Here is a 15,143-nt window from a genome sequence, read left to right on the forward strand (position 1 = left end):
AAATGCATCACCAACAACGAAGCTGTAACAACATCGTTTAAGGTCATTTCAAAAGAGCCATTGGCATTAAAATGTAAATATTGCGAGAAGATTACACACGAACATCAAATGGTTATCAAGCAAGAACAAAGAGAAGATAGATGAAAAAAGAATTCGAAGATTGCCTTGAACTGGTAAAACAATTGATTGAATCGAAGCCGGAAGATTTGCTGCTGAAAATTTGTGCATCCCTAAAAGAGCAGATTTATCATTACGATTGGGTTGGATTTTATATTCTGCAAGACGGACAGCTTGTCCTTGGACCCTACGTGGGAAAGCCAACAGAGCACACCCATATTGCAATTGGGAAAGGGGTCTGCGGTCAGGTAGCTGAGCGGGAAGAAACAATGATTGTACAAGACGTTAGCCAGCTTGACAATTACATTTCCTGTGGTCTGGAGGTTCAGTCAGAAATTGTGGTACCAGTAATGAAAGAGGGTAAATTTGTGGCTGAACTCGATATAGACAGCCACTCCCCTGCTCCCTTCAACAATGATGACCAGACATTTCTAGAGGAAGTTTGTAAATTGATTACCGACAAATTCTAAATAAAAAAAGATCGCCTTATCGGGCGATCTTTTTTCTCATATATAATTACCAATTAGTAACGTTCGCGTCTTTGTGGGCGACCACCGCCTTCGTAATTATTGCTTCTTCCGAAACGGTCACCACCACCTTCACGGCGTTGATAACCACCTTCACGACGTTGGAAACCGCCTTCGCGACGTTGGAAACCGCCTTCGCGACGTGGTTTGAAGCCTGTGTTTTCTCTAGGCTTAGCCTCGTTTACTTTGATGTTTCTACCTTGAACGTCAACACCGTCCAAACGAGAAACAGCCTCAGCACCCTCTTGATCGTTAGCCATTTCAACAAAACCGAAACCTTTAGCTCTACCGGTCTCTTTGTCTGTGATTAATTTTACTGAAACAACTTCTCCGAATTGTGAAAATAATTCCGCAACTTCTTCTTCTGAAAGATTGTAGTTTAAATTACCTACGTAAATGTTCATAATTTGAAAATAAATAAATTAAAATAATAAAAAACATGCGGTAAAATCACGGGATTTTTGGAACGGAGATTGATCTTTTTGAAGGAGTATAAATCACTGCAACCTAAAATGCGAGACCCTACCTAATAATACCAATAAATAGTTCAAAGAAAATGGTAAATCTGTAATATGCACAGGAAGGTAGGTACTTTCCTTGCGCATTGATTACAAGTCATTTCACCATAGCTGATTACAAATATATGGATACTTTTGACTCTTCAAACAACTGCAACACTTTTTTTACCGAAATTTACTATTTTAACCATGAATGGTTAATCAACATACAAGACAAGCCCCTTTAAGTACTCACCTTCAGGATGATAGATATTGACAGGATGATCGGCCGGTTGTGTTAACTGATGGAGAATACGCACTTTCCGACCCGAAATTGCAGCTCCGGAGAATACAGCTTCCCGAAATTTCTCTTTCGTTACCACCTGCGAACAGCTAAAAGTAAATACAATTCCTCCCGGACGGATCTGTTCGAAGGCTTTGGCATTTAATCGTTTGTAGGCCTGTAATGCTTGATGCAGAGCATTCCGGTGCTTGGCAAAAGCTGGCGGATCCAGAATGATCAAATCATACTTATCCTTGATATCCCGCATAAATTCGAAAGCATCGGCCACATAGGCTTCATGCCGGGGATCTTGCGGAAAGTTAATTTCAACATTGGCACGGGTCAAATCAATTGCTTTAGCCGAAGCATCTACCGAGTGCACCATACGGGCATTTCCTTGCATGGCATAGAATGAAAAACCCCCACTGTAACAGAACATATTGAGCACATCACGACCATTGGAAAATTCTTTCACTAACCGACGGTTTTCCCGTTGATCCACAAAAAATCCGGTTTTCTGCCCTTCCACCCAGTCCACCTGAAAAGCATTATCATATTCTTTAACGATGGTGGCTTGCGACTCGCCCACCAGATAACCATTTTCAGGTTCAATATCAGCCTTATACGGAAGCGTTTTATCACTTTTATCGTAAACGGCAATTAGCTGGTCTCCCAAAAGCTCCTGCAGGATCTTGGCCAGTTCGTGACGCATGTGGTACATGCCTACCGAGTGAGCCTGATAGACAGCTGTGCCATTATAAAAATCAACAATCAGTCCCGGCATCCCATCACCCTCGCCATGCACCAAACGAAAAACATTCGTGTGCTCGTTGTTTAATAAACCGAGTGAAGCCCTTAGGTTTATCGCTTCGCGAAGACGTTGTTCCCAAAAATCGTGATTTACTTCCTCGTTTTTAAACGTCAGAATGCGAACAGCGATGGAGCCAATCTGGTAATGTCCGGTTCCCAGGTACTCGTTTGAATTGGAAACAACCCGCACCAGGTCTCCTTCGTTAACCTCAGCCGTAATTTTTTTGATTGCCCCTGAGAAAACCCAAGGGTGAAAACGCTTTAATGATTGTTCTTTTCCTTTATTAAGAACAACAGTAACCAAATTTTTTGTCATGATTGAGCTTCAGATAACGATTGGAATATTTCGTGAGCAATCCAGGCGTCGGTGGCAGCATAAGCCTGCTGTCCTTCGGTCAACACCTTGGCCTCCCAGTTTGTCAAACGCTGAGATTTTGAGATTCGGACTCCCAGTACAATACCAGCGATTTTCTTCAAACTGAAATCCTGGATGCCAAAACCTTTCACTTCTTCTTGTAATTCTACAAAGCCTCCCGGTTTAAAAAAGCTCAACCGTTGCAAAGCTTTAATATCATCGCGAATGGCCACTCCTACCTTTGTGATTTCCTGATTTGAGAGGATCGTTTTAATCTCGGCACTTAAGCCGGTTTTGTGTAGTTGAAACAGAAAAGCCCGATCGGCTGTCGACAGCTGTAGCAGAGCAACTTTATTCATCTGTCCGCGCTTAAACGAAGGTTTTGTTTCTGTATCAAACCCCAATAAGTCGGCTTTCTGTAAATATTCTGCAGCTTCTAAAACCAATTCATAAGAATCGACGACAGTTATTTCACCTCCAAACGATTTTGAAGGTAAGACATCTAATTCTTCTTTTGTTATACTTTCCTGAAACATCTAATAAAAAACAATTTCGACCAGAACAATTCGATTTTCCCGAAAACTATGATTCGAGTGGATTATTGAACATGTTGTTCAGCCAATCCGGTTTTGATGAGTCCCCCTCATCATCTTCATCGTTCTGTATTTTAACTTCATTTTCGAATTCAATATCACTATACACGAGGCTGTGGATCGCACGTAAGGCGTTTACCAGCTTTTGCCCCCAATAGTTTTTGAAATTATCCATGCATTCCCATAAAGCTTCCTGCATCACATACTCGTCACCTGTACGGTACGAAAGAGCAAAATCTTTCAGGTCCTGATAAATGTCGGCCAGATTTTCCGAAATACTTTCGGTCAGCGGGCCTTCACTAAACTGCATATCTTTGTCAAAAACCTCCTGAAAATCATCATGCGCCCCCAGCATATTCATAATACGCTGCTGTAAGTAGCTATAATCAACTTCAGTCACAAATTTTTCCAGCACAATTTCTTCTGTACTTTCAAATTCGGGCAACATGGTAGCCTTTAAGTAAACCAATGGCAAAATTTTCTGAATCTTACCAAGCATGTCCCTTGGGTCAAGGGTGCCGGCATTTTCAATAAATTTACAATACTCGTTGGCAAGAGTAACAAATTCAATAACTTGCTTTGAGTACACCAACTGGTTTAACTGATCTTCTGACATAATTTCATTTAATCGATGCAGCAAAAGTAATAAGTTTTGCCATTAAATCCCGAAATAAATTCGTACGATTCAAGTATCAGCCCATCAATTAGGAATGATTTAAAAAAGCGAATTGCCAAATAGTTAAGCTGTTTAAACGAATCAGTGAGCAGCTTTATCGGCAAGACGAACCTGGTAGTCTCCAATCCAATTAACCAGCGAATCAATCTGAGACTGGTTCAGCCGGGCTTTAGGATGCATAAGCTCATACGATTTCAAGGGCATATCCCCATGTTCAATTTCCTTGCGCATATGCTCGAGTGCACTCACTTGATCTATCGGACTCATCGTTCCCCAGTCCGAAAAATTCAATTTCCCTTTTGCTTCTTCAATATGATGATTGATGTACCACGAAACGGGCGAAATCCGATCATACCAAGGATAGCTTGTCTGATTCGAATGGCAATCCATGCATGCATCATTCAGGATTTGCTGATCTGTTTCGGGAACTGTTGTACTACGAAACAAATGATTGTCCGTAACTGGTCCTTCGTTTTTTTTGGGTTGAATAAATTGAAGAACTACAAAAACAACAATTATTAATAAAAGGAAGCGACCTATTTTTTTCATTTTTACGAAATTTCAAGAAACTGGTGTGAAATATATTTGCTTTGACTATTGTTGTAACAACGACGAAGTTTCGCTCTTAATCCATCCAACTAACATTTCCGACTCGTCTTTCGTTAATGCGGCATCAGGGTGTTTAGCCACGAACTTGGCCGGTGGCATTTTACCTCCTTCAAGCTCTTTACGGGCATCATTCAACGAAGCAATTTTTTTAAACTTATCCAGCTGATCCAAGGTGGAAAAGTTGATACCGGCTTTAGCCTTATCACTATGTCCTTCATTATTGTGACAACCAAAACATTTATTTTCCACTAGTACTTTAACTTTCGAAGGCATTGGGTAGGCAATTTTGCTATCGCCAGTTTTGGTACCTTTTGCCTTGCAGCTGGCAAGTACAACCATCAATCCTAAAATAAGAGTTGTTTTTTTCATCGCTGTCTTTTTAGTATTTATCGAGGTGAATAACTTGGAATAATAACTGTTAACCAGCCCAAATTGTTTAGTATATCACTTCAGGTGTCTGCCCACATAGTAATCGCAAAGTTATTTTCGTTCCTCCAAAGCCTCTTTATACAAACGAATAGCACTTTCCCGCGCCTTTTTGTGATCGACAATCGGGTTCGGATAAGCTGCAGTTCCGTATTCAGGAATCCATTTCTTAATATAGGCAAATTCCGGGTCGAATTTTTGTTGTTGCAATACCGGATTAAAAACACGGAAGTAGGGAGCTGCATCGCATCCGCAACCCGCAGCCCATTGCCACCCGCCATTGTTAGAGGCTAACTCAAAGTCGAGCAACTTCTCTGCAAAATAAGCTTCGCCCCAATGCCAGTCGATCAACAGGTGCTTACACAAAAAACTGGCTGTAACCATACGTACCCGATTGTGCATATAGCCTGTTGCATTCAGCTCACGCATGCCTGCATCAACCAAGGGATAACCGGTTGTTCCTTCACACCAGCGGGCGAAATCTTTCTCCGAGTTCTTCCACTGAATAAAATCGTAAGCCGGTTTAAATGCCGATTTTTCAACATGCGGGAAATGCCACAGGATATCCATGTAAAAGTTGCGCCAAATCAATTCGTTTAGAAAAGTTGATGAATGCCTTATTGCCAAAGCAGTCAACTTGCGAATGCTCAGTGTTCCGAAACGCAGATGCACCCCCAGCCTGGAAGTGCCGTTAACAGCCGGAAAGTCGCGATGATCGGCATAACCTTCTAATATATGGAGATCAATAACCAAAGGGGGAACCTCGTAAGGCCCTTGTTTAAATCCTAAATCCGGGTGATGGTAATGCTTTAATGGCTTTGTCTGAAGCAAATTATCAAGCAATTTTTCTGAAGGAAAAGCCTGATAGTCGCTTTTGGTCAATTTCGACAGCCACTTCTTACTATAAGGTGTAAATACCGTGTAAGGGCTTCCATCGGCTTTCACAATTTCATTTTTGTGAAAAATAAGCTGGTCCTTAAATGCCCGTAGCTGAACACCTTCTGCTTCGAGCAACTCATAAATTGTCTTTTCACGTTCGCGGGCATAAGGTTCATAATCCTGGTTGGTAAACACCTCCGCAACCTGATATTCTGTAAGCAGACGCTTGAACGCATCAGCCGGTGTTCCGTGATAAATCCACAAGGTACTCCCTTTTTCTTCAAGCAGACGCTGAAGATTCTGAACCTCATGCAGGATAAAAGTCACCCTCGAATCTTCGTGCTCCAGATTATTCAGAATATTGGTATCAAAAATGAAAATGGGTAAAACCGGTTTTCCCGAATTAAGTGCCTGGTATAAACCATGATTATCTTCCAGCCGCAGATCGCGCCGAAACCAAAAGATCGCAATTTCTTGTTTATCCATCCTGTTAAGTTTGATTGATTAATGAACGAATTTAAAGATAACCAAAGAACTGATAGTATCGCCACTGTTTCATTAATCAAAGAACACCTGTCAAGTCAAATACGCACGAAAATTATTATCCAAACAGTCGGTAGAGTCAAACACACATGAAAATGGCTTCCCGAAACGTCGGTGAAGGAAAACTCACATGAAAATGCCTTCTCAAGAATGAAAGCCAATTTCCATTTGTTCATTCTGCCTCCTCTTTCCTCGCATCGCGTATTCAAGTCATTCAACAATCTGAGCGAACCCCTACTCAATTTGTATCAATTTTGCATCCATTTTTATAAGTTTGATGTTTCAAATTGATTACTGTTTAACCTGAAAATACATCCCGAAATGACAAAAAGAGGATTTGCAAGTGATAATAATGCCGGTGTACACCCGGCCATCTTAGAAGCTATTGCAAAAGTGAACGACGGCCACATGGTTGGCTATGGCGGTGACCCGGTGACCCAAAAAGCAGTCGAGCGCTTCAAACAGGAGTTTGGCGACGACATTGAAGTATTCTTCGCTTTTAACGGAACCGGAGCCAATGTACTTTCGCTCTCAAGCCTGACACAAAGCTTCAACTCAATTATCTGTGCCGATACGGCGCACATACAAGTTGATGAGTGCGGTGCTCCTGAGAAACTGACCGGCTGCAAGCTTATTCCGGTACCGAACCGCCAAGGGAAGCTTCACCCCGAAGATATTAAGGCCCACTTACACAGCTTTGGTTTTGAACACCATGCACAGCCCGGAGTAATCTCCATTTCGCAGGTTACCGAGCTGGGAACGCTCTATTCAGTCGAGGAGATCAAAGCGATTACCGATCTGGCTCACCAAAATGGCCTGTTTGTGCACATGGATGGCGCCCGTATTGCCAATGCAGCAGCTGCTCTTAAATTACCCTTCCGCAGCTTTACCCGCGATGCCGGAATCGATGTTCTTTCGTTTGGCGGAACCAAAAACGGGATGATGATGGGCGAAGCAGTTATCTTCTTCAAGCCGGAACAAGCCCGCATGACCAAATACATTCGCAAACAAAGTATGCAGCTTTTTTCGAAAATGCGTTTTGTCAGTGCACAGTTCCTGGCCTATTTCGAGAACGACCTGTGGAAACAAAATGCCGAACATGCGAACAAAATGGCATTGCTGCTCGAACAGGAGGTTGCTAAAATTGATGGGGTAACCCTCACTCAAAAAACAGAGGCTAACGGCGTCTTCGCAATCATCCCGGCCGAAATTATTACCAAGTTACAGGATCAATATTTCTTTTACACCTGGGATGAATCACGCTCCGAAGTGCGCTGGATGACTTCGTTCGACACAACTGAAGAAGACATTTACGGATTTGCAAACGCATTAAAAACCTTATTATAGATGCCACTCTTTAACTATTACCCCAACAAAAACAGGCTGGATCGTGATCTGGAGAAAAAAATTTTCCGTTACAGCATGGTCTTCCCTGCCCTGTTTTTGCTGGGGTTTTGGTTAGTTTTCCTGATCGAAAATATTTTAGGGAGCGATTTCGCCCGACTCGGAATTTTCCCGCGAACCCTTAAAGGCCTTCGTGGAATTATCTTTTCGCCCTTCCTGCACGGAAGTTTAGAGCATATTGTAGCCAACTCGGTCCCCTTCTTTATCCTGGCTGTTGCACTCTTCTATTTTTACCGCAGCCTGGCTTGGCGCATTTTCATACTTATTTACCTGCTCTCAGGGCTGTGCGTTTGGGTTGGTGCCCGCGAAGCCTGGCACATTGGAGCCAGCGGACTGATTTATGGCCTTGGATCATTCCTTTTTTTCAGCGGCATTCTCCGCTCCGATGTTAAACTGCTAACGATATCTATTGTCGTTGTTTTTCTCTACGGCGGTATGTTCTGGGGAATCTTCCCCATGGAACCGGGTGTATCATGGGAAAGTCACCTTTGGGGAGGTGCCAGTGGTTTGGTGCTAAGCATCTTTTACCGCAAACAGGGCCCCCAGCGAACCCGTTACGAGTGGGAAGATGAAACCGACGACGACGAAATAGATGTACCTGAAATAACAGAAGAACAACCAACTCATTATCCGAACGATACAAACAAAAATGAAGAATTTTAAAAAAGCTGATTGATGGATCATTGTCACTCAGGAAATTTTATAACTTTGCCCCTTCTTAAAAAAGATATTAGTTCTATACAAAATGATTAGCAGAAGAATTATCCGCACCAAAGTATTACAGGTTCTATACGCCTTCTATACGTCTCCGGAGAGATCGATTAACCAATCCGAGAAAGAGCTCTTTTTCAGCATCCAGAAAACTTACGACCTTTATCATCATTTATTTCAACTCGTTGTAGAAATTGCGGATCACGCTAACTCGATTATCGAGCTTCGCAAAAAGAAACACTTTCCAACAGAAGAAGATTTAAATCCAAACACCCGTTTTATCAGCAACCATCTGATTGATCAGGTGAGAAACAACAAAGCATTGTTGAAAAACCTGGATCAGTCGAAACTAAACTGGTCAAACGAGCCGGAGTTGATAAAAAGGCTGTATACCTCGCTGATTGAATCGGAGTTTTACGGCGAATACATGAAAAAGCCCGAACGAAGCTATGCCGACGACAAGAAGGTTATCGAACTGCTTTTTGCTGAAATTATTCTGCAATCCGACGAGCTATTCTCGATTTTGGAAGAAGAAAGCATTTACTGGAACGACGATGTTGATTTTGTAATCAGCATGATCATTAAAACGATTAAAAAGCTCAAAGAAATTTCGAACGAAAACTCTTCTTTGATGCCCCTGTTTAAAGACGAGGAAGACGAAGAATTCACCAAAAACCTTTTCCGCAAAAGCGTGGTTAACCACGATGAATTGAAAAAGGTAGTGGAACAATATACCGAAAACTGGGACGTTGAACGCATTGCATCCCTTGATAACATGATCATGGAAATGGCCATTGCCGAGTTCCTGTACTTCCCTTCCATCCCGACTAAAGTTAGTTTGAACGAATACATCGAACTATCGAAATATTACAGCACCCAAAAGAGCCGCAACTTCATCAATGGTATTCTGGATAAAGCACTAAAAGGCTTGAAACAAGAAGAACGCATTAAGAAAGCCGGCCGCGGATTGATTGGAGAAATGGATTAAAGCCATGAGAGTTTTCCTACTGCTTTTATTTGTATTTACAATGGCAGCATGTCAACATTCAGCGAAACAAACTGAAACAGAAAACGAGTTGAAAGGTGAACCAAAATTTGGCATTCAGAAAGAAATCCATAATTTTGGAGCCGTCCATGCCGGAGAGCTTCTGTCATACAGTTTTAAGTTCATCAATACAGGCAGTGGCAACTTAAAAATTGACAGCGTGCAGACCGATTGTGGTTGTTTGGAAGTTAGCTTTCCGCCTGAAGCTGTAAAAGCAGGAGAAGACAACTATATTGAGGTGTTGTTTAACTCGGCGGGAGAAGTCGGAAATGTGATGAAACAAATCCGTGTATACTCCAATGGAAGCAAAAAGGCACAAGAATTGATAATAACGGCTAAGGTCGAAAACGACTTGATAGACATTTATAACTAAATAAAAGACACAATGAATTACTTATTGATGACTCCACAACAAGGAGCTGACCAGAATCCACTGATGACTTTCTTACCAATGATTTTGGTAATTGCGGTATTCTACTTTTTCATGATCAGACCACAAATGAAAAAACAAAAGGAATTGAGAAAATTCCGTGAAAGTCTGGCTAAAGGCGATAAAGTTGTTACAACTGGTGGTATCTACGGTAAAGTAGCCGAAATTAAAGACAGCTACGTGTTACTTCAAGTTGATGACAATGTTAAGTTACGCGTTGACAAATCAGCTGTTGTAAAAGACATGTCTGATGTTCCACAGCAGAAATAAATTGACATTATCAGAAATACGAAAGGGCCGACGTTTTAGTCTGCCCTTTTTTTTATCTTTGAAATCGTGGGAAAAAATTGGTTATATAAAATACACGAGCTTTACCGGAAGTTGCTGGACAAGGATAAGCATAGGCTGGAAGTCTTTTTGGTCTGCCTGGTAATTGCAACCGTATTCTGGTTTTTAAATGCACTGAATAAACAATATACAGTCGACCTGACCTTCCCTGTGAAGTACACCAATCTGCCAAAGAATAAGATCTTAGCCAATTCACCACCCGACCACTTTACTCTGAAAGTAAATTCGTGGGGCTTCACCATTCTTCGACATAAACTGAGTATGGCTTTTTCGCCACTCGTATTCAATGTGAATGAATTTACCTCCGGGCAAATGGAAAACTCTCCCAATTCGAGTTTTCGGATCGGCACACGGCAATTTATCAACCGCCTTTCCAGCCAGGTAAGCAATGAACTTAAAATTACCGAAATCCAGCCCGATTCATTGTATTTCAAGTTTGACCGCCTTATACACAAAAAAGTAAAAGTAAAACCCAATATTACCTACGAGCTGAAAAAGCAATACTACATCAGCAGTGAAATTACCACAGAACCGGATTCAGTTGAAATTTCGGGTGCTGAGTCCATTTTGGACACCATTCAGTTTGTTGCCACCAAGGCTCAACATTACAAGGATTTGGACAAAGATATTCAACGCAATGTACAGCTCGAAAGCTCTAAAAACTATTCGGTAAGCCCATCTCGGGTCATCTTAAAAATTCCGTTGGAAGAATTCACTGAAAAGCAAGTTGTTGTGCCAATATTGGTAACCGATGTACCGGAAAATGTCAATGTGAAGCTTTTCCCCGACAAAGCCAAAGTGAGTTTTTTGGTGGGGTTAAGCCACTTCTCAGATATTACAGCTAATGATTTCAACCTGTCCGTTCCGTATGCGGATATTGCGAACAAGAAAGAAATCTTAAAAGTCAAATTAAACACCGAACCACCCAACATCCTGTCGGTAACAGTAAACCCGGAGGATGTTGAGTACCTAATTGAAATGAAGTAAGCATGATTAAGGTTGGAATTACCGGAGGGATCGGTAGCGGAAAATCTACCATCTGCCAATTTTTCAGGACAATTGGCATTCCTGTTTTTGAAGCTGACACAGAGGCAAAAAAATTAATCAACAACTCCGAAGCTATCAGATACCAGCTCAAAGCTTTGTTTGGCAGCGACATTTACCTGCCCAACCAGACCATTGACCGAAAAAAGCTAGCCTCATTGATCTTTAATTCGCCACCTTTACTGCAAAAAGTAAACAACATTGTTCATCCCGAAGTGCGCAATTACTTCTTTAAGTGGTGCGAAAAGCAGCAAACGCCTTATATTATTCACGAGGCAGCCATCCTGTTCGAAAGTGGCTTCTACGAAATGATGGACTTTACGATTTTGGTTACAGCACCGGAAGAAACCCGCATAAAACGGGTGATGGCGAGGGAAAACACCGATGCTGAAAGTGTTATCGCCCGCATGGAAAAGCAATGGAAAGATGAACAAAAAGCGAAGCTTGCCAATTTTGTCATTCAAAATGATGGCACAGAATTGGTAGTTCCGCAATTAGTAAAACTGGATAAACATTTTAGAACACATGGGTAAATTTGCAAAATGGATCGCCGGCGGACTAGGCTGGGCTTTTCTGGGCCCTATCGGAGGGATTATCGGATTTGTCGTCGGCTCGATGCTTGATAACGAAAATCAACCACAAAACGGAAACAGATATCAATCGTATGGCGCCGGAAACGGTCACGCCACACAAACCACAACCGGGGGCTATGTCATGAGCTTATTAGTGCTTGTTGCAGCCGTTATGAAAGCCGACGGTAAAGTACTGAAATCAGAGTTAAACTACGTAAAGGACTTCTTTGTACGTTCCTTTGGTACCAGTTCGGCACAGGAAGCTATACAAATGCTGCGTAACCTGCTAAACCAAAACATTCCTGTGAATGAAGTATGCGGTCAGATTCAGCAGAACATGGACTATTCGTCGCGTCTGCAGCTGCTGCATTTCTTGTTTGGCATTGCCCAGGCTGATGGTCAGGTTGATGTAACCGAAACCAACTTAATCACACAGATCGCTCATCAAATGGGCATCACTGACAAGGATTTTGAGTCGATTAAATCGATGTTTGTGGCGAATACCGATGCTGCCTACAAAATTCTGGAGATTGAGTCAACAGCAACCAACGAGGAAATCAAAAAAGCCTACCGCAAAATGGCAATGAAATACCACCCTGACAAGGTGAGTTACCTGGGCGAAGATTTCCAAAATGCTGCCAAAGAAAAATTTCAGAAAGTAAACGAAGCTTACGAACAACTCAAAAAAGAGCGTAGCTTCGCTTAAAATATTCGCAAACAAAGCATGCAATACATTAAAACAACTTTTACGCTGGAGCCCGACAACGAAGTAAACCGGGAAATTCTGACAGCTTTCCTGTCAGCACTGGAGTTTGAAAGTTTCGACGAGACCGACGAGCACCTGAATGCCTTCTACCCTGCCGGCAAAGTTACTGCCGAAACAATTCAGTCTTTATTGGAAGAAGTGCCTTTTCCGGTTTCATTCACCGAAGAAGAGATGCCCGATATTAACTGGAACGAAGAGTGGGAGAAAAACTACTTTCAACCCTTGTTGATTGGTGACGACTGCCTGATTCGTGCTCCTTTTCATACCGAATACCCGAAGGTGAAATACGAAATCGTGATTGAGCCAAACATGGCTTTCGGTACCGGCAACCACGAAACGACTTCGCTGATGGTGGAGCACATCCGCGAGCTGAATATGGAAGGCGAAACCGTGCTCGACATGGGATGCGGAACCGGTATTCTCGGAATATTCGCATCAATGCGGGGCTGCGAAACAGTTACGGCCATCGACATAGACAGCTGGGCATTCGAGAGCGTAGTTGAAAACTGCCGCCTCAACAACATCAACAATATGGAAGCCTTTATCGGCGATGCATCGCTGTTGGGCAACAAACAATACGATGTGATTTTGGCCAACATTCAGAAAAACATCATCATGCAAGACCTTGAGAAATACAACAGTGTACTGAAGGAAGGCGGAATACTGATTGTAAGCGGCTTCTACAAGGATGATTTGGAAGATATTGTGGCCAAAGCCTCGGAGTTGTTCCTGCGCAAACTCGAAATTAAAGAAAAGAACAACTGGATTGCCTGTGCATTTGAAAAGTAAGCCGGACAAGCCATTTCAGAATATCAAAAAAGGAAGAGCGAAACAACTGCTCTTCCTTTTTCGCTTTTCGGGTTTGCTTCCGCCTGTTCTGAATGACCTTCCCTTTACGCTGAACAAGCTTCCGCCTTTGGCAATAAAGCTTCTACCTGTTTTGATCGTCCCCCAACCGGTTCAATTTTGGTACAGGCACCTGTTATCAACACAAGCCTGAACCCGCTCGTTTAAAGGCACGAAGCATTCGATACCAAGCACTTTCAGGTATGCTTCAAAACCTGGTTCGTTCGAACTCGTGGACTTCCAGATCACGGATCTCGCGGCCGTCGATCACAAAGCGCACTGCAGTACAGCTTTTATGAAATCCCTTGTTGCCCGCCGCACCGGGATTAATGTGCAGGCAATTGAATTTCTTATCGTAAATCACCTTCAGAATATGCGAATGCCCGGCAATAAAAAGTTGCGGCGCTTTTTGCTGCATCTCTCGTCGTATGCGGGCTTCGTATCGTCCGGGATAACCACCAATATGGGTCATCAGCACATCTACCTCTTCGGCAAAAAAGCGAAGTGTTTCGGGGAACATGCGGCGCAAAATGTGCCCGTCTATATTCCCGTAAACCGCTTTCAAAGGCTTAAAGGCCGCCAGCTGATCAGCGAGCTCTTCAGTACCGATATCCCCGGCATGCCAGACTTCATCCACATCTTTCAGAAAATTCAGCGTTTTATCGCTAATCATACCATGTGTATCGGATATCAATCCAATCTTCTTCATTATTTATCTTTTCCTTGGTTTGAACGCCTAAAAATAGTTTATTTAGTATCAAAAATCAGAACAAATGAAACGTGTTGTAATTGTCAGGCATGCCAAAGCCGTCCCTTACGGGTACGACGATGATTTTAACCGGAAACTAAGAGACAGCGGAAAAGAAGACGCTGCCCACCTAAGCAATGAGCTGAAAGAGCTGAATGTGTCTCCGGATCTGATTATTGCCAGTCCGGCTAAGCGGGCCTACAAAACGGCGAAAATTTATGCCGAAACCTATGGGTATGCCAAAGGCGATATTCAGAAAGATGAAGACCTGTACGATGGTTTGACGACCATGGATTTCATTGATATGCTGCATACCCTGCCCGCCGAAACGGAAACTGTTTTTGTATTTGGCCACAACCCAACCGTTCATTACCTGGTGAATAACCTGGTTCGGTTTTTCAACAGCGACACCCCTACCTGCTCAACAGCCGTTATTGAGTTTGAAGTTGATCGGTGGAAAGAAGTTTCGTCGCGAGAAGGAAAGCTGGTGATGCACCTGAAACCCCGCAATTACCGTTAAAAAAGACATTCATGCATTTATTCTATACCCCCGACCTCAACGGGACAAGCTATACTTTAACCGAAGAAGAATCGAAACATGCCGTTCGCGTACTTCGTCTTCAAGAGGGCGATGTTATCCAGTTGATCGACGGGAAAGGTAATTTCTCCAACGCCCGCATAACCGAGGCTCACCCCAAGCGATGCTCCGTGGAGATTGTGGATACCCAAAGCGGATACGGTAAGCGCAAAAGCCGGTTGCATATAGCGGTGGCGCCAACAAAAAACATCGATCGTCTGGAATGGTTCCTCGAAAAAGCAACCGAAATTGGGATTGATGAGATCACCCCTATTTTGTGCGAACACTCCGAACGCAAAGTGATTAAAGACGACCGACTGGAGAAAGTGATCGTTTC

At 42.7% G+C, this 15,143-nt stretch carries 21 protein-coding genes; 13 read left to right on the plus strand and 8 right to left on the minus strand.

The window, feature by feature from the left end:
- Positions 1–6: 6 nt before the first annotated feature.
- Together AC37HE_RS01340 and AC37HE_RS01345 are read left to right on the plus strand one after the other, a co-directional pair.
- Positions 7–144 (plus strand): hypothetical protein, encoded by a 138-nt coding sequence (locus AC37HE_RS01340; RefSeq protein WP_500780991.1) that lies wholly within the window; start codon positions 7–9, stop codon positions 142–144.
- Entirely contained in the window at positions 141–587 is a 447-nt protein-coding gene (locus AC37HE_RS01345; protein ID WP_500780971.1) for a GAF domain-containing protein, read from the plus strand. Before AC37HE_RS01340 ends, AC37HE_RS01345 begins: the two co-directional genes overlap by 4 nt.
- A gap of 53 nt (positions 588–640) precedes the next feature.
- Here the strand turns inward: AC37HE_RS01345 and rbp are convergent, their stop codons facing one another.
- The 7 genes from rbp to AC37HE_RS01380 all read right to left on the minus strand — a co-directional run bounded on the left by rbp (position 641) and on the right by AC37HE_RS01380 (position 6,258).
- Entirely contained in the window at positions 641–1,048 is a 408-nt protein-coding gene (rbp, locus tag AC37HE_RS01350; protein ID WP_500780972.1) for an RNA-binding regulator, read from the minus strand.
- A 311-nt stretch (positions 1,049–1,359) separates the two neighbouring features.
- Positions 1,360–2,550, minus strand: a complete 1,191-nt coding sequence (locus AC37HE_RS01355) for a class I SAM-dependent rRNA methyltransferase (RefSeq protein ID WP_500780973.1) — start codon at positions 2,548–2,550, stop codon at positions 1,360–1,362.
- Complete coding sequence (locus tag AC37HE_RS01360) at positions 2,547–3,125, minus strand: 3'-5' exonuclease (RefSeq protein ID WP_500780974.1); 579 nt, start codon at positions 3,123–3,125, stop codon at positions 2,547–2,549. Before AC37HE_RS01360 ends, AC37HE_RS01355 begins: the two co-directional genes overlap by 4 nt.
- A gap of 46 nt (positions 3,126–3,171) precedes the next feature.
- The gene (locus AC37HE_RS01365; protein WP_500780975.1) at positions 3,172–3,798 is read right to left on the minus strand and encodes a DUF5063 domain-containing protein; all 627 of its coding nucleotides are present in this window, start codon (positions 3,796–3,798) and stop codon (positions 3,172–3,174) included.
- Positions 3,799–3,939: 141 nt separating this feature from the next.
- On the minus strand, positions 3,940–4,407 hold the full coding sequence (locus AC37HE_RS01370) for a heme-binding domain-containing protein (protein ID WP_500780976.1): 468 nt from the start codon (positions 4,405–4,407) through the stop codon (positions 3,940–3,942).
- A 45-nt stretch (positions 4,408–4,452) separates the two neighbouring features.
- Positions 4,453–4,836 (minus strand): heme-binding domain-containing protein, encoded by a 384-nt coding sequence (locus tag AC37HE_RS01375; protein WP_500780977.1) that lies wholly within the window; start codon positions 4,834–4,836, stop codon positions 4,453–4,455.
- A 111-nt stretch (positions 4,837–4,947) separates the two neighbouring features.
- Positions 4,948–6,258: a cryptochrome/photolyase family protein gene (locus tag AC37HE_RS01380; protein WP_500780978.1), complete on the minus strand. Its 1,311-nt coding sequence runs from the start codon at positions 6,256–6,258 to the stop codon at positions 4,948–4,950.
- Positions 6,259–6,636: 378 nt separating this feature from the next.
- On the opposite strand from AC37HE_RS01380, the gene AC37HE_RS01385 reads away from it, so the two are divergent.
- From AC37HE_RS01385 to prmA, 9 genes are all read left to right on the plus strand, one after another.
- Positions 6,637–7,662: a threonine aldolase family protein gene (locus AC37HE_RS01385; protein ID WP_500780979.1), complete on the plus strand. Its 1,026-nt coding sequence runs from the start codon at positions 6,637–6,639 to the stop codon at positions 7,660–7,662.
- Positions 7,663–8,382: a rhomboid family intramembrane serine protease gene (locus AC37HE_RS01390; RefSeq protein ID WP_500780980.1), complete on the plus strand. Its 720-nt coding sequence runs from the start codon at positions 7,663–7,665 to the stop codon at positions 8,380–8,382.
- Positions 8,383–8,464: 82 nt separating this feature from the next.
- Entirely contained in the window at positions 8,465–9,418 is a 954-nt protein-coding gene (nusB, locus tag AC37HE_RS01395) for a transcription antitermination factor NusB (protein WP_500780981.1), read from the plus strand.
- Positions 9,419–9,458: 40 nt separating this feature from the next.
- Entirely contained in the window at positions 9,459–9,848 is a 390-nt protein-coding gene (locus tag AC37HE_RS01400) for a DUF1573 domain-containing protein (protein WP_500780982.1), read from the plus strand.
- 12 nt (positions 9,849–9,860) lie between these two features.
- Positions 9,861–10,175 carry a preprotein translocase subunit YajC gene (gene yajC, locus AC37HE_RS01405; protein ID WP_500780983.1) on the plus strand — a complete coding sequence of 105 codons (315 nt, stop codon included), beginning with the start codon at positions 9,861–9,863 and terminating at the stop codon, positions 10,173–10,175.
- 66 nt (positions 10,176–10,241) lie between these two features.
- Positions 10,242–11,240, plus strand: a complete 999-nt coding sequence (locus AC37HE_RS01410) for a CdaR family protein (protein WP_500780984.1) — start codon at positions 10,242–10,244, stop codon at positions 11,238–11,240.
- Positions 11,241–11,242: 2 nt separating this feature from the next.
- Complete coding sequence (gene coaE / locus AC37HE_RS01415) at positions 11,243–11,830, plus strand: dephospho-CoA kinase (protein WP_500780985.1); 588 nt, start codon at positions 11,243–11,245, stop codon at positions 11,828–11,830.
- Entirely contained in the window at positions 11,823–12,575 is a 753-nt protein-coding gene (locus AC37HE_RS01420) for a TerB family tellurite resistance protein (protein ID WP_500780986.1), read from the plus strand. The genes coaE and AC37HE_RS01420 overlap by 8 nt, the downstream gene beginning before the upstream one ends.
- An 18-nt stretch (positions 12,576–12,593) precedes the next feature.
- A complete protein-coding gene (prmA, locus tag AC37HE_RS01425; RefSeq protein ID WP_500780987.1) occupies positions 12,594–13,424 on the plus strand; it encodes a 50S ribosomal protein L11 methyltransferase in 831 nt (276 codons plus the stop codon).
- Between the two features lie 265 nt (positions 13,425–13,689).
- On the opposite strand, the gene AC37HE_RS01430 is transcribed toward prmA, so the two are convergent.
- On the minus strand, positions 13,690–14,190 hold the full coding sequence (locus AC37HE_RS01430; RefSeq protein ID WP_500780988.1) for a metallophosphoesterase family protein: 501 nt from the start codon (positions 14,188–14,190) through the stop codon (positions 13,690–13,692).
- Between the two features lie 64 nt (positions 14,191–14,254).
- On the opposite strand from AC37HE_RS01430, the gene AC37HE_RS01435 reads away from it, so the two are divergent.
- Positions 14,255–14,749: a SixA phosphatase family protein gene (locus AC37HE_RS01435; protein ID WP_500780989.1), complete on the plus strand. Its 495-nt coding sequence runs from the start codon at positions 14,255–14,257 to the stop codon at positions 14,747–14,749.
- Positions 14,750–14,760: 11 nt separating this feature from the next.
- Positions 14,761–15,143, plus strand: a 383-nt coding sequence (locus AC37HE_RS01440; RefSeq protein WP_500780990.1) for an RsmE family RNA methyltransferase, incomplete at its 3' end; no start/stop codon positions are given.

Source organism: Mangrovibacterium sp. (assembly GCF_059905295.1).

Bases quoted from the DNA above. Each gene is read 5' to 3' on its own strand.
- AC37HE_RS01345 (WP_500780971.1), top strand. From the start codon at position 141: ATGAAAAAAGAATTCGAAGATTGCCTTGAACTGGTAAAACAATTGATT.
- rbp (WP_500780972.1), bottom strand. From the start codon at position 1,048: ATGAACATTTACGTAGGTAATTTAAACTACAATCTTTCAGAAGAAGAA.
- AC37HE_RS01355 (WP_500780973.1), bottom strand. From the start codon at position 2,550: ATGACAAAAAATTTGGTTACTGTTGTTCTTAATAAAGGAAAAGAACAA.
- AC37HE_RS01360 (WP_500780974.1), bottom strand. From the start codon at position 3,125: ATGTTTCAGGAAAGTATAACAAAAGAAGAATTAGATGTCTTACCTTCA.
- AC37HE_RS01365 (WP_500780975.1), bottom strand. From the start codon at position 3,798: ATGTCAGAAGATCAGTTAAACCAGTTGGTGTACTCAAAGCAAGTTATT.
- AC37HE_RS01370 (WP_500780976.1), bottom strand. From the start codon at position 4,407: ATGAAAAAAATAGGTCGCTTCCTTTTATTAATAATTGTTGTTTTTGTA.
- AC37HE_RS01375 (WP_500780977.1), bottom strand. From the start codon at position 4,836: ATGAAAAAAACAACTCTTATTTTAGGATTGATGGTTGTACTTGCCAGC.
- AC37HE_RS01380 (WP_500780978.1), bottom strand. From the start codon at position 6,258: ATGGATAAACAAGAAATTGCGATCTTTTGGTTTCGGCGCGATCTGCGG.
- AC37HE_RS01385 (WP_500780979.1), top strand. From the start codon at position 6,637: ATGACAAAAAGAGGATTTGCAAGTGATAATAATGCCGGTGTACACCCG.
- AC37HE_RS01390 (WP_500780980.1), top strand. From the start codon at position 7,663: ATGCCACTCTTTAACTATTACCCCAACAAAAACAGGCTGGATCGTGAT.
- nusB (WP_500780981.1), top strand. From the start codon at position 8,465: ATGATTAGCAGAAGAATTATCCGCACCAAAGTATTACAGGTTCTATAC.
- AC37HE_RS01400 (WP_500780982.1), top strand. From the start codon at position 9,459: ATGGCAGCATGTCAACATTCAGCGAAACAAACTGAAACAGAAAACGAG.
- yajC (WP_500780983.1), top strand. From the start codon at position 9,861: ATGAATTACTTATTGATGACTCCACAACAAGGAGCTGACCAGAATCCA.
- coaE (WP_500780985.1), top strand. From the start codon at position 11,243: ATGATTAAGGTTGGAATTACCGGAGGGATCGGTAGCGGAAAATCTACC.
- AC37HE_RS01420 (WP_500780986.1), top strand. From the start codon at position 11,823: ATGGGTAAATTTGCAAAATGGATCGCCGGCGGACTAGGCTGGGCTTTT.
- prmA (WP_500780987.1), top strand. From the start codon at position 12,594: ATGCAATACATTAAAACAACTTTTACGCTGGAGCCCGACAACGAAGTA.
- AC37HE_RS01430 (WP_500780988.1), bottom strand. From the start codon at position 14,190: ATGAAGAAGATTGGATTGATATCCGATACACATGGTATGATTAGCGAT.
- AC37HE_RS01435 (WP_500780989.1), top strand. From the start codon at position 14,255: ATGAAACGTGTTGTAATTGTCAGGCATGCCAAAGCCGTCCCTTACGGG.